This window comes from Chryseobacterium mucoviscidosis (assembly GCF_002177115.1).
GTDB classification, from domain to species: Bacteria; Bacteroidota; Bacteroidia; order Flavobacteriales; family Weeksellaceae; genus Chryseobacterium; species Chryseobacterium mucoviscidosis.
This window is the reverse complement of record NZ_MVAG01000193.1, coordinates 154,448-168,430: the sequence shown is the minus strand read 5'-3', so window position 1 is coordinate 168,430 and position 13,983 is coordinate 154,448. Positions and strand designations below refer to the sequence as shown.

General features: G+C 35.9%; 13 protein-coding genes. 4 read left to right on the top strand and 9 right to left on the bottom strand.

The annotated features are described in order from the left end of the window. Positions 1-53: 53 nt before the first annotated feature. The 5 genes from B0E34_RS20270 to katG form a co-directional block, all read right to left on the bottom strand. The gene (locus tag B0E34_RS20270; protein ID WP_087712385.1) at positions 54-845 is read right to left on the bottom strand and encodes a DUF5131 family protein; all 792 of its coding nucleotides are present in this window, start codon (positions 843-845) and stop codon (positions 54-56) included. Between the two features lie 142 nt (positions 846-987). Further along, the gene (locus B0E34_RS20265; RefSeq protein WP_087712384.1) at positions 988-1,275 is read right to left on the bottom strand and encodes a helix-turn-helix domain-containing protein; all 288 of its coding nucleotides are present in this window, start codon (positions 1,273-1,275) and stop codon (positions 988-990) included. A gap of 618 nt (positions 1,276-1,893) precedes the next feature. Then, the gene (locus tag B0E34_RS20260; protein ID WP_087712383.1) at positions 1,894-3,183 is read right to left on the bottom strand and encodes a phage integrase SAM-like domain-containing protein; all 1,290 of its coding nucleotides are present in this window, start codon (positions 3,181-3,183) and stop codon (positions 1,894-1,896) included. A gap of 239 nt (positions 3,184-3,422) precedes the next feature. Continuing rightward, positions 3,423-4,025 (bottom strand): phage tail-like protein, encoded by a 603-nt coding sequence (locus tag B0E34_RS20255; protein WP_087712382.1) that lies wholly within the window; start codon positions 4,023-4,025, stop codon positions 3,423-3,425. 134 nt (positions 4,026-4,159) lie between these two features. Then, positions 4,160-6,439 carry a catalase/peroxidase HPI gene (gene katG / locus B0E34_RS20250; protein ID WP_087712381.1) on the bottom strand — a complete coding sequence of 760 codons (2,280 nt, stop codon included), beginning with the start codon at positions 6,437-6,439 and terminating at the stop codon, positions 4,160-4,162. A 332-nt stretch (positions 6,440-6,771) separates the two neighbouring features. Between katG and B0E34_RS20245 the strand changes: the two genes are divergently transcribed. Together B0E34_RS20245 and B0E34_RS20240 are read left to right on the top strand one after the other, a co-directional pair. Further along, positions 6,772-7,233, top strand: coding sequence for a heme-binding domain-containing protein (locus tag B0E34_RS20245; RefSeq protein ID WP_087712380.1), 462 nt, complete (start codon positions 6,772-6,774; stop codon positions 7,231-7,233). 11 nt (positions 7,234-7,244) lie between these two features. Next, positions 7,245-7,658, top strand: coding sequence for a thiol-disulfide oxidoreductase DCC family protein (locus tag B0E34_RS20240; RefSeq protein WP_087712379.1), 414 nt, complete (start codon positions 7,245-7,247; stop codon positions 7,656-7,658). Positions 7,659-7,741: 83 nt separating this feature from the next. Here B0E34_RS20240 and B0E34_RS20235 read toward each other — a convergent pair whose 3' ends face one another. Next, on the bottom strand, positions 7,742-9,178 hold the full coding sequence (locus tag B0E34_RS20235; protein ID WP_087712378.1) for an alpha-amylase: 1,437 nt from the start codon (positions 9,176-9,178) through the stop codon (positions 7,742-7,744). Positions 9,179-9,368: 190 nt separating this feature from the next. Here B0E34_RS20235 and B0E34_RS20230 point away from each other — a divergent pair, with 190 nt between their 5' ends. Further along, the gene (locus B0E34_RS20230) at positions 9,369-10,034 is read left to right on the top strand and encodes a DUF4290 domain-containing protein (protein WP_087712377.1); all 666 of its coding nucleotides are present in this window, start codon (positions 9,369-9,371) and stop codon (positions 10,032-10,034) included. A 2-nt stretch (positions 10,035-10,036) separates the two neighbouring features. Next, entirely contained in the window at positions 10,037-11,344 is a 1,308-nt protein-coding gene (gene murA, locus B0E34_RS20225; RefSeq protein WP_076390936.1) for a UDP-N-acetylglucosamine 1-carboxyvinyltransferase, read from the top strand. 537 nt (positions 11,345-11,881) lie between these two features. On the opposite strand, the gene B0E34_RS20220 is transcribed toward murA, so the two are convergent. From B0E34_RS20220 to B0E34_RS20210, 3 genes are all read right to left on the bottom strand, one after another. Beyond that, complete coding sequence (locus B0E34_RS20220; RefSeq protein ID WP_087712376.1) at positions 11,882-12,193, bottom strand: NIL domain-containing protein; 312 nt, start codon at positions 12,191-12,193, stop codon at positions 11,882-11,884. Between the two features lie 237 nt (positions 12,194-12,430). Next, positions 12,431-13,024 carry a YiiX/YebB-like N1pC/P60 family cysteine hydrolase gene (locus B0E34_RS20215; protein ID WP_165763037.1) on the bottom strand — a complete coding sequence of 198 codons (594 nt, stop codon included), beginning with the start codon at positions 13,022-13,024 and terminating at the stop codon, positions 12,431-12,433. 46 nt (positions 13,025-13,070) lie between these two features. Then, the gene (locus tag B0E34_RS20210) at positions 13,071-13,529 is read right to left on the bottom strand and encodes a DUF1801 domain-containing protein (protein WP_087712374.1); all 459 of its coding nucleotides are present in this window, start codon (positions 13,527-13,529) and stop codon (positions 13,071-13,073) included. Between the last annotated feature and the right edge of the window lie 454 nt (positions 13,530-13,983).

Below are 13,983 nucleotides of genomic sequence, written 5' to 3'. Positions count from 1 at the left end.
AGGGCTGTGCGGTTCAGTAGTAAAAAAGGTTCTGCTCCTGCATGGTAGTGATATTAAAAAGGTAACTCGCCAATAATTGGCTTTACAATACAGGGATTGTCGAGATATAGCTTACCGTCAAGCATACAACCTCCTTTTTCATATTGAGAATGACTTTTACTTATGGTTGGATCTTTTGGATCAGGATTAGATTTTATGTCTCCCCACTGCTTAAAGAAAAAAGGGACATTCTGATCTTCGCAATTTTTCTTGATTTTGAGTACCCATTCTTTTTTCATAGGTCTAATATTACCTGATCCACTCTCACCGCCTACAATAACCCAGTCAATTCCTGTCAAGTCGAGGTCTGGTAATTCTTCAATCAATGGTTCAATGGAAAGAAATTTATTTTTTGCGCCGCATTGTCTCAGTCGGTCTATTTTTCGGACGCTCGCAACACTCCCCACAGAAATACCCATCCAGATATTATTAGTCCACGTAAGCTGATCGGATCGTTCAACCAAAATAGCATCTCTTTTAGTCAAAACTTGATAGGTATGTGGAGTATTATTCATTACTTCAAATACTTTTTTAAGAAATCCCAAACTACAATCTTTATGAAAAAGATCTGACATGCTATTAACAAATATTACGGTTGGCTTTTTCCAAGTGATAAAAGGTTGCTTTAATGTGTAATCATGTTCAACAAAATTATCAAAGCCATGTATATACTTTGGATCTAGCTTTTCTTGAAGTTTGTCAGTGAATGTTTTAGCATAACAATTTTCGCATTCTTTAGAAAAAATTGTACATCCCGTGGTAGGATTCCATGTATGTTTTGTCCATTTTATTAATGATTTTTTCATAATATTTTACTTTTGATTCAGACATACCAATAGCCCCCCCTTATGTGTTTATACCAGGGTATTGTCTGATTGTTTAAAATTTGATTTAAGGGGGTAGTTAAGAAATTTTACAGTTGTGGGAATACAACTAATAAGAAAGGATTTAAGGATTTAAACGAGCTAAAACCTCATTTTTAGAGTAATAAACTCTTTTACCGATTTTTATATTTTTCAATGTACCATCATTGTTCCAGTGAAAGAGCGTTGTTAAGCTAACATCTAATAATTTAGCTGTTTCCTCACGAGTATAAAACTCTTTTTCATCTTTTGATACTTGATTAAGTTGCATTTTTTCCAATACTTTATAAACAACCTGCTCAAAATCCTGCATTAGTTCTTCTTTAGTTATTTGGAATAGTAGTGTGTTATTATTATTTGTATTAGTATTCATATTGTAGATTTTTAATTATTAGACATAAAAAAAGGAACCCTTTTGAGGTTCCTGATTGTTTCGCCCAATTTCGGGCATAAAAAAAGACCCAACTTTAAAAGTCAGGTCTGATATATTGTTGATTTAATTTCGTTGATGTTTGGATGTAATTATCCTATGGTATTTAATTCGTTCGCTGTTTTTAATGGTTTGGACTCCATCTATCAAAATTGTATTTGTTGCGAAGACATAATTACTCCAAGAAAAATTAACCCGTCATTTGGTGAGGTTGAGGTTCCGAGGTCTTCAAAAATGTATCCCAGACATAATCCACCTATCTAACATAGTAATTCGCCGTTTGGTAGGTTTGGACTCCTGTCTTCAAAATGTGTCACTATTTACACAGATATAATCATTTTTCTGCGCTTTTGTTTAATTTCGGAGGCTCCCGAAATCATCAAAAAAGTGATAATACAATTTTGGCATCACTGTTATCATTTCACTACTGAAATAAACAGCTACTTAATGAATTGTTAAAGATACCTTTGCTGAATGCGAAAATTAATAAGATTACATCCGATTTCCGATTCAATTGCAAATTTATAAGTTTTTTTCTAACTAACAAAATTTTAACAAAATTTAACTTTTTCTAATTCTTTTTACTTTCTCCTGCTCTGCCCAATATTGCTCTAGTTTTTCCGCATGTTCTCTTTTAGAGGTTTTAACATAGTCCAAGAACTGGCTGTGCGACTTATGCCCTGTAATTGCCATAATCGTTTTATCATCTAATTTGCCGTAATGGTTCGATACAAAAGACCTACGACAGGTATGAGATGCAATGAGCTTATGTTTTGGATAGTAGCCCTTCTCCTTTCGGTTTGTATCAGAATTTTTCAATCCGCCTAGAATCACTTCATCAATTCCCACTAATTCACATAACTCCTTGACATACAAGTTAAACTTTTGGTCGCTGATTTCTGGTAATACACCCTCCCTTTTCTCGATAATCTGTTTTAATTGCGGATGGATGGGAATCTCAATAAAACTGTTTGTTTTCTCTGTTTCTACAATCTTTATTCTGTTATTAGAAATATCAAAACTATTAATACGCTTCAAATCCGAGATTCTTAGTCCCGTCCATAGCCCCGTAATAAACAAATCTCTGACCTTATCTAATCTGTCATTATCCGAAAGGTCATAGTTAAAGATTCGTTCGATTTCGTTCTCATTCAGGTAGGTATCAATCGTTTCATCTTTTTTGATGGTAAAGCGGTCACTGCTCAATTCAGGGTTGATTTTAACGCCTTTTGCTACGGAAGCATTTAAAACCTGCTTTATCTGTTTGATGGATTTATTGATTGTGGTATTGCCATATTTGCTGACTTCCTTGTGATAACGGATGAACTCGTTGCAGAAATTCAAATCTACCTCCGAGATTCGTATTTTTTTGCCCATGTGTTCTTCAACCTGCTTTATATGTGCTTTTGTATACTCAAACCTTGTAATTGTTCTTTCTGCCAACGGTTCACCCGTAACAGTATTGATTTTAGTTTTTGCATCCGCAATATATTGGTCAAAAAGCGGGATGACAAAAAATTTAGGGTCATTCTCTCCGTCTGGTCGCTCGTGAAACTCATTGATAATTTTGAGTAACCAAATCGGAGTGATAGCATGACCTTTCGGAAAATCTTCGATAAACCGTTCATAAACTAGCTTTTTCAGTTTTTCCGTTTTTGCTTTTACAGAATCGTTTGTTACTTCAACGCTCCTTGTGCTTTTTTTTCCTTTTGCTATTTTTTTATATTTGAAATCCGTTTCAAAAACAAAGATGTTCGTTTTTGCATTAATATCAATTTTATTATGATAAAACCGTATATTGATATTTACAGGTACTTTTTTAGTGTAAACTCCGAATTCTATATTTGCCATAAACCGCCTATTTTAGGGTCATACAAAGATAATTAATTTTTCCGATTTACTCCCGAATTTATACTATATTATATTAAACTCAGTTATATTTATTTTAATTAAAATCAATAAAAAAGCCCATTATTAGGGCTCTTAAAGATTCATTCAAATACGGTTAAATTCAATGGTTAGATCCTGTGGGTCTACAAAAACCGTTAATTATTAAATTAACGGTTTTTTGTTTAGATAACTTTCCTCAATTAATATCTTGAAGTAATTACCCAAGCCGATCCCGTACTCTGCACTACAATTCCTCTTCCCAAATCGCTGTTATTTAATCCATAGTTAGAAAAAGTACCTCCGTTGATCCTGAATAATCCATTTACCGTTACATTTCCTGCAGTATCGTTGATGAGTTGATAGACCTTTCCTCTGTTCGACGAAGTTGCAGATGGTAAAGTAACATCTCCCGATATTAAAACGGTATAATCGTCGTCTGCAACGTTTCCGGTTGATAATGTCCTGATTTTTTGTGAAGCTGCAGCAGAGATCAGTTTGATCCATTTCCCAGAATTTCCGTCAAAATAGTAATATCCGGAAGCCGTAACATCTATGGTTTGTCCTGCAGGAGCTGTATCTTCCTGTGTAACGAAAACAATTGCTCCGTTTTGTGATGCAGTATAATTTTTTGCTCTCAATTGATCTCCTGTAATTCTCGGGGCAATTATCCCGTCAAATTTGAATGGATCTCCCGGATTGCCAATAACATCCAATGTGGCATTTGGACTTTCACCGTTGATGCCGATTTGAGCGTAACTAAAAGAACCTACCAATAGTAAGGCAGGAAATAATTTTCTTATCATGTTAGAATTTGTTTTTTTAACAAAAATATATCTTTATTACACAAATCCTAATTTTAAACCAATAAAATTACATTTAAAATACAAAAAGACAACCATATCGACTGTCTTTTCAAATATTATGTTAAATAATTAAATTATTTTAAATCAAATCGATCAAGATTCATCACTTTTACCCATGCTGAAACAAAATCTTTCACAAATTTTTCTTTAGCATCAGAACTTGCGTATACTTCTGCAATAGCTCTTAATTCAGAATTCGATCCAAAAACAAGATCTGCTCTCGTGGCTGTCCATTTTTTATCTCCTGTTTTTCGGTCTGTTCCTTCGTAAAGTTCATTATCTTCCGAAGCCGACTTCCACTGGGTACTCATATCCAATAAATTAACAAAGAAATCATTAGAGAGTACTCCCGGATTCTGTGTAAAAATACCGTGAGAAGATCCGTCGAAATTTGCATTAAGAGATCTCATTCCTCCGATCAGTACGGTAAGTTCAGGAGCTGTAAGATTTAATAATTGTGCTTTATCAATCAGTAATGATTCTGTGGAAACCGAGAATTTTTTCTTTAGATAATTTCTGAATCCATCTGCTGCAGGCTCAAGATATCCCATAGATTCTACATCCGTCTGTTCCTGTGAAGCATCCATTCTTCCCGGCGCAAAAGGAACGATTACTTGATAACCTCCGTCTTTTGCCGCTTTTTCAACAGCAGCACTTCCTGCAAGAACAATAAGGTCTGCTAAAGAAACTTTTTTACCACCTGTCTGATTTTCGTTAAATTCTTTCTGAATATTTTCAAGAGTAGTTAAAACTTTCTGAAGCTGTGCCGGATTATTTACTTTCCAGTCTTTTTGTGGAGCCAGACGAATTCTCGCCCCGTTTGCGCCTCCTCTTTTATCACTTCCTCTGAATGTAGAAGCCGATGCCCAGGCTGTAGAAACCAATTCGGAAACACTTAAACCTGAATCTAAAATTTTTGATTTTAAAGCTTCAACGTCTGAATTATTGATTAACGCGTGATCCACTTCCGGAATCGGATCCTGCCATATTAATTCTTCCGCAGGAACATCCGGCCCTAAATAACGGGCTTTTGGTCCCATATCTCTGTGTGTCAGTTTATACCACGCTCTTGCAAATGCGTCTGCAAAAGCATCCGGATTTTCATAAAATCTTCTTGAAATTTTCTCATAAACAGGATCAAACCTCAACGATAAATCCGTTGTAAGCATTGTCGGTCTGTGTTTTTTATCAGGATCAAAAGCATCCGGAATAATTTCTTCACCATTTTTGGCAACCCACTGATGTGCTCCTGCAGGACTTTTGGTAAGTTCCCATTCATTTTCGAAAAGATTTTTAAAGAAATAATTGCTCCATTCCGTCGGAGTTTCCGTCCAGGTTACTTCCAGTCCGCTGGAAATAGCATCCGGTCCTTTTCCGGATTTATAGGTACTGTTCCACCCGAATCCCTGCGCTTCAATTCCTGCTGCTTCCGGCTCTTCTCCTACATGATCTGCTGGTCCTGCTCCGTGCGTTTTACCAAATGTGTGACCTCCCGCAATTAAAGCAACGGTTTCTTCATCATTCATTGCCATTCTTCCAAACGTATCGCGAATATCTTTTGCTGCTGCAATAGGATCAGGATTTCCGTCCGGACCTTCAGGATTCACATAAATAAGTCCCATTTGTACTGCAGCCAAAGGTTTTTCTAAATTTCTTGTATGGATATCTCCGTCTGCATTATCATCAGTAGGAAGAACTCCTCTGTTTTCTACCACTCCGTCTGAGCCATGTGCATAGCGAAGATCTCCGCCCAACCATGTTTTCTCTGTTCCCCAATACACATCCTGATCCGGTTCCCAAACATCTTCACGACCTCCCGCAAATCCGAACGTTTTGAATCCCATAGATTCTAAGGCAATATTCCCGGTAAGGATCATTAAATCTGCCCAGGAAATTTTCTTCCCGTATTTTTGTTTAATGGGCCAAAGAAGTCTTCTCGCTTTATCCAGACTTACGTTATCCGGCCAACTGTTCAAAGGGGCAAAACGCTGCTGTCCTGCTCCTGCTCCGCCTCGCCCGTCACCTACACGATACGTTCCTGCGCTGTGCCAAGCCATACGGATAAACAAAGGTCCGTAATGTCCGAAATCTGCAGGCCACCAATCCTGAGAATCCGTCATTAGAGCATGAAGATCTTTTTTTACTTCTTCCAGATCCAGACTTTTAAAAGCTTCTGCATAATTGAAATCTTTCTCCATCGGATTAGACAGATCAGAATGCTGACGAAGAATATCTACTCTTAACTGATCCGGCCACCAATCTATATTTTTAGTACCACCTCCTGCTACATTTTCTTTTTTCATCGTTCCGTTGTGAAAAGGGCATTTGCTGATGTCTCCTGAAGTATTTTCCATATTGTTTAAATTTTTATGTTGTTTTACGTTTTACTGAATGAACAATGCAAACTTACCAATGTTACAATATAAATACAATCTATTGAAAAAATTTTTACGATAGTTAAAAACAATAATTTACACCAAATTACTGTTTTGCAGTTATTTAAAATTTGAAATAATTAATCATTCAATTAAGTTAAGCTTTTTTACTTTAATTTAAATAATCTTCAGCCGTTAAAAATCATATTTAGAACAATTCAAGACAGTGGTGAGATTTCCTGAATTTTATCCTTTCTATTTATCAGAATTTTAAGTATCTTTATCTATTAAGAAAACATAAAATTTTAGCAATGAAAAAAATATTGGTTGTCATTCTTGTCGCTTTTATCATCATCCAGTTTTTCCCAATTGATAAAACCAATCCGGCTCCGACTCCCGGAATGGATTTTTTAAAGATCAAAAACACGCAGCCCGAAGTGGCACAACTGATTAATAATTCCTGCTATGACTGCCATTCCAACGAATCCAGATATCCGTGGTATTCTAATATTGCTCCTGCTTCATGGATTCTGAAAAACCATATTGATGAAGGAAGAAAAGAGCTTAATTTCTCTACTTTTGCAACCTATCTTCCCAAACAGCAGGTTCATAAACTTGATGAATGCATAGAGATGGTCGAAAAGAAAGAAATGCCTCTGGAATCGTATTATATCGGACATCAGGATGCGAAACTTACTGATGCGCAAAGAAAAATATTAGTAGATTACTTCAAAAAAGAAAAAGCGGAAACCGAAAGAAAAATGGCTCTTTAAAACCAAAAATCATGGAGGAAAAATGGATGGGGAAACATATTGTATTTTTTGACGGCGATTGCGGAGTCTGCAATTTCTGGGTACAGTGGATTCTTAAAAGGGATCACAACAACAGATTTCTTTTTGCCTCCCTGCAATCGGATTTCGGACAACAATTCTTAACCGAAAGAAAACTAAATACGGAAGTCTTCAACACGCTTTATTTGTGGAAACCAAATCATTATTATCTTGAAAAATCCAACGCAGTTCTGCAAATTGCCAATATTTTAGGCGGAATTTATAAACTTTCAGCCATCGGAAAAATAATTCCCCGATTTTTCAGTGATACAATTTATGATCTGATTTCAAAAAACAGAATGAAACTGGCAAATCAGAAATGTTATCTGCCGACTCCGGATGAAAGAAAAAAATTTATAGAAGTTTGATTTGTATTTAAGTTACTTTTCTCACGAATAAACAAAGACTGCCTTTTCAAAAAAGCAGTCTTTTCATTTTAAATTGTCGAATCCTACTGGTTCAAAGACCATACAGAATAAGACTTCGGAGCACATTGAATTTTCACCCATTTGTCGCCCTGCGTTGTAGGATACCAGCCTGAACTTCCTGTAAAATCTTTAATCTGCTGACTTGCCCAGTTCGTCTGAATCCATCTTTCCTGCCAAGTTGAAGAGTTATTGATGTAAACTACCAATCCCGGATTTCCGTTGTAGCCGTTTCTTCTTGCAATGTATTCGTCGTTATCCGTATACAAAATAGAAGTTGTTCCGGTAGCTTTGTTATTGTGAATCCAGATCAGATTGTTTAATCTTTCTTTATTTAGCCATTCTTCATAATCTCTGTAGAAAATCGTAGGATATCCTTCGTGCGTTAAAATATAAGCATACGCCAACATTTTATTGTAAATGATGTCTGTATCGTGATTGGCAACAAAAGTCACCGCTTTAAAAGGATTTCTTTTCCACATCATATCATCATTCAGAGCATTCAAATTATTGTTATCAAATGCTTCATCCATTTTATAATAGGCTGCAAAATCGAAAACCGAACTGTTGGCATTATTTGCCCACCATTCCAGCGTATTTACATTAGAATCCCAAAGCTCTCCTACAGAAAATCCTCCCACGTTGGCATTCCATTTATTAACTACCCATGGTCCGAAACCTTTTACATAATCGAATCTCCATCCGTCAAACTTCATGACGTTTTTATAGTATTTTGCAACAGAATCGTCTCTTTCCCAAAGCCAGCTCTGAACGTATGGACTTGCATGGCAGAGATCCGGAAAACCGCCAAAAGCACCTTCATCGTTATTTCCGTAAGAATTTTTGTAAAAATCGTTGTAATTTCTTGGAAATTTTCCCGATGCTACTCCCGAAAAATTTGTCCAGGTACTGGTTCCTGTGTAAGGATTCGCTTCCGACTGACCACCACTGTTGTGATTGATGACAATATCGGCGTATACCTGCATATTTTCGTCATGAGCTTTTGTAATCAGAGCTTCCAGTTCCGCTCTTGATCCGAAACGTGTTTCCACACTTCCATTCTGGTTAAAATTTCCGAAATCGTAATAATCCGTGGGATCGTAACCCATAGAATAGGCTCCGTTCTGGGCTTTTGAAGCCGGAGGAAGCCATATCGCTCCAATTCCTGCATTCGACCAGTCGGTTACTTTGGTTTTTACGGTATTCCACCAGTTCCCGCCATCCGGAACATCCCAGTAAAATCCCTGCATAAGGACACTTCCACCCGGTCCGGCAACAAATTTTGAGGTGGAAGAAACTCCCGCTCCTGTACTGAAAGGACGTCCATCATGATTGGTGACATTCACAATTTTATCATGAATTTCTAACTGTTTTGAGCTTTCGCTAATTGTTTCATCATTGTTCTGGCAGGAACTTACAATACCTAAAGCCAGCAATGAAAGTAAAAAGTGTGTTTTTTTCATGTTAAAAATTTAAATTATTAAAGTATCAACTAAATTACACTTTTATTGAAATAAATTCTAAACCAAGTGAAATAATTTTAATTTTATCTAACAAATCCATTCAAATCGTTATTCGGAAGATTCATTAAAAAATCATAAACTTTTAAGATTTTCGGTACAATTTTTCCATTATTCCATATATTTGCAGACTATGGAATACAATACCCAAAAAACTCAGCTTCATTTGCCGGAATACGGCAGAATTATACAACAGTTGGTTGAACGTTGTAAAGAGCTTCCTACAAAAGAAGAGAGAAGCGAAATGGCAATGGCGATCATTGATTTTATGGGTCAGAGAAACCCGCAGCTGCGAGACGAAGAAAATTATAAACATAAACTTTGGGATCATCTCTATATTTTAGCCAATCATGAATTGGATGTAGATTCTCCCTACCCTTTTCCTACGAAAGAAGAACTTGAAGAAAAACCGAAGAGAATGGAATATCCAAAACTTCAGGGTGATTTTAAATTTTACGGGAAAAGTATTCTTCAGTTAATTGAAAAAGCCATCGAACTTGAACAGGGCGACGAAAAAGAAGCTTTGATCGAGGTGATTGCCAACAATATGAAGAAATCTTACAATGTCTATAATAAAGAACACGTAACGGACGATGTAATCTTCCGTCACCTTAAAGAACTTTCGGAAAACAGGCTGGATCTTACCGGAATAGATTCTCTTGAAAAGAGCAAAATCTATTACACGACCAATAACAACAACCGAAATAACAACAATAACAACAGGAATAACAACCGAAACAACCAGAACAACAAAAGAAGGCACAACAATAACAACAACAATCATAATAAAAGAAAGTAGACATGAGTGGAACATTTCAAATAAGAGGAGGAAAAAGACTGCAAGGTGAAATTACTCCACAGGGAGCTAAGAACGAAGCTCTTCAGATTCTTTGTGCTGTTTTGTTGACAGATGAGGAAGTCAGAATTAAAAATATTCCCGATATCCACGACGTTAATCGATTAATTGAGATTCTGGGCGACTTTGGTGTACAGGTTACCAAAAACGGACACGGCGATTATACTTTCAAAGCTGATAAAGTAAATTTTGATTATATAAAATCAAACGAATTTAAAAAAGACGGCGCAAAACTGAGAGGTTCGATCATGTTGATGGGACCAATGTTGGCGAGATACGGTGAAGCGTATATGCCGACTCCGGGAGGCGATAAAATCGGAAGAAGAAGATTAGACACTCACTTTCAGGGACTTGTAGAACTGGGTGCCGAATTTCATTACGATGAGGAAGAATTCTTTTATTCATTAAAAGCGAAAGAACTCAATGGTAAGTTTATCCTGCTTGAAGAGGCTTCTGTAACAGGAACAGCCAACATCGTGATGGCTGCAGCTTTGGCAAAAGGAAAAACCAGAATTTATAACGCGGCGTGCGAACCGTATCTTCAGCAGCTTTGCAAAATGCTGAACAGAATGGGAGCCAATATTTCAGGAATCGGATCCAACCTGTTAACCATCGAAGGGGTTTCGCATCTACACGGAACGGAACATACCATGCTTCCGGATATGGTGGAAATCGGTTCATGGATTGGTCTTGCTGCAATGACGAAATCTGAAATCACCATTAAAAACGTAAACTGGAATCAGCTTGGTGTTATTCCGAATACGTTCAGAAAATTAGGCATTCAGCTTGAGCAGAGCAATGACGATATTTTTATTCCGGCGCAGGAAAATTATAAAATTCAAAAATTTATCGACGGATCTATTTTAACGATTTCCGATGCACCTTGGCCAGGATTTACTCCGGATTTGTTATCGATTATTCTGGTGGTGGCAACTCAGGCAAAAGGAAGTCTGCTGGTTCACCAGAAAATGTTTGAATCCAGATTATTTTTCGTGGATAAACTGATCGATATGGGAGCGCAGATCATTCTTTGCGACCCGCACAGAGCAACGGTAATCGGGCTAAATCAGGAAACTCCGCTGAGAGGAACGACGATGGTTTCTCCTGACATCAGAGCAGGAAATGCTCTTTTAATTGCTGCCCTTTCCGCGGAAGGAAAATCTATTATCCACAATATCGAACAGATCGACAGAGGTTATGAAAATATCGACGGAAGACTGAAAGCAATCGGAGCGGATATTGAGAGAATTTAATTTTTATTTTAAAATACAGAGACCACTTTTTGAGTGGTCTTTTTTTTTCGCAAAGATTGTATTTACATTCCTTGTTATAAAGTGAGTAAAGAATAATCAATAAACTGATTTAATCAAGCTGTAATCTCTGGCTTCGTAAAGCAGATTTTATTTGCCTTTTCTTCTAAAATATCCTCAGTTCAGGATAAGAAATAAATTTAAATAATTAATTTATCGCAAAGAAAAACAAAAGATTTTTTTACTTATTGAAAGTTTGTAAGCTAAACAAAGGCACTTCGTTTATTTAAAAAACACAAAGATGGTATTACTTTGATCAATTTTACGCCTTTGTATATCTTAAAAACTGAATTCCTGATAAATGAATCTCTTTGTTTAACCTTGCGTTTAAAAAAATTTATTCCAAACTCAGGTTTAAAATAAGATGTAAAAAAGAATTATAAAAAATTTAAGAGAATCTTAATTTTTAACGAAAAATAAAAACGACCAGTCACAAAAAATGTAACGGTCGTTTGTTGTAATTAAAACTATATGAATCTCTTAAGTATATTTTCTGCACGTATATTCTACCGTGGTACTCAAAAGCTTATTTTTTTCCAGATAAAATTCTAATTGCTTAAAATCTTCTGAGTTTACATTAATATAAAGCTGAACTGCACCGAAACTTCTTCCGTCTACATATTCTACGTTAGCCGATAACACTTTATGACAAATCCCGAACTGATGGTAAATGGTATTCATTAAATGTTCGAATTTCATTTTACCATTCAGCTCTACTTCCAGTATCCATTCTTTTTTGGGCAGGTTTAATTGATTTTGTAAAACCTGTAGTCCCGGATTTGGTGTTACCATAACTCAACATTTTAGGGTTAAACTTTCAGAGAAAACTTTTTTCAGATTTAATATTCTGTTGCTTTGTGCTAATTGTCAGACAAAAATATAAAAAAATATTAGTCTATCAAATTAGTAGGGTAGTATTTTTTAATTTTAATCAAATTTTTTCTCTGATGTTTATTTTTCGGTTAAAACCATTTGATTTTTTTCATAAAAAAACGGGCTAAGCCCGTTCCTATTGAATCTTAATATAATTTATTTTTTATTTAGTTCCATCACTCTTTCCAGTTTTTGAGAAGCAGCCAGACCATTTGGATTGCAGCCTAACTCACCTTCAGGAACTTTCAAGTTTTTCTTTTGATAGAATTCTTCCCAAAAAACATTTGTTTTTCCTGTTTCCGGATCAATAAACGTCATCGGTTCCAATTTAAAAATATGATCCTGCCGAAAAGCTCTTTCTATGAAATCTGAACAGTAATAGGAATTTTCGTCAAGAATATAATTGAAATTGTAAGGTTTACCTACCATCGATTCTGCCTTTTCAAGCGCAGAAGGAATCGATTTCTGGTATTCGGATTTCAGACGGTATACTATAATCCGCTGTCCTTCTTTGGACTGATCTTTCAGGAAATCTTTTATCTCCTGCTTCTGCGAACCGCCTTTTGGAGCGGCGTGAAGCACGAAAATTCCGTCTTTACTTTTTTCCACAATACCGATGTGGTCGAAAGAAGCATTTTTCTGCTTTTGAGTGACATTATTGATTGCCCCGGAAAGTCCCGTTTCTTTTGCAGTCACAAAAAGCAAATCTCCGTTCTTCAAACCTGAAATCTGTGAGTTTTTACACCCCATTATCAGGACAAAAAGGAAAAAAACCGTAAAAACTTTCAATAAAAAATTATTTCTTTTTAAAATTGGTTTCATAAATATCAATCCATTCTTCAACCGTCATTTTTTTGCTCATTTCTGCCAACAATTCCATCGGAATATCTTCCATTTTTTTGAAGCGGACACAGGATTTCCCCATATCCAGCTTTTTTTTGGAATGTTTCGGAAATTCTTCTACAAACCAGTTCAGCAGTTCGGGTTTCGCATACATTCCCATGTGATACAACGCAACGAAATTTTTCTGGGAAGCAATGCTGATGAAAGGCAAAGGCGATCCGGGTGTACAGTGATAACCGTCGGGATACGTTTCCAGAGGAACCGCCCAACCGATCATTCCGTAGCTTGAACCCTGCGTAAAACCTTCGGGTAAATTATCGTTAATTGTCTGATACATTTTTCTGAATATTTCCTGTCTTTCTTCGGGAATCTGGGAAATATAATCATCAACGGAAACGGATTGAATCTGCATATTTTTCAGTTTTAATAATTCTCCAAATTAACAAAATTTTAGCGGAACAGGATTTTAAATGAATTACTTTGTTTTAACTTTTTTCTGATTCGCAGGTTTTAATCTTGATGCTTAATTGAACACAAAGCTCACGAGGGATTTTTAGTTATGAAATTTGTTTACACATTTTATTTAACCGCAAAAGTCGTAAAAGATGAACTAATTGTTTATTTAAAGCTGGCGATTATAAATAAAAAAGATCACAATAGTTTTTAAAAATCTTTGATTTTTATTCTTTTGAGTGCTTTGATTATTCTGGAAATTCGCTTTATCATTATCTTTTGCATCTTTTGCGGTTAATTCCTAAATTAATGTAAACAAGTCTTATTAACGTTTTTAGGTTCATAAAGCCGTTACACTTAACAAAGAATAAGGGAAAGTTTTCTTAACTTTTTTGATTCACCGGTTTTAATCT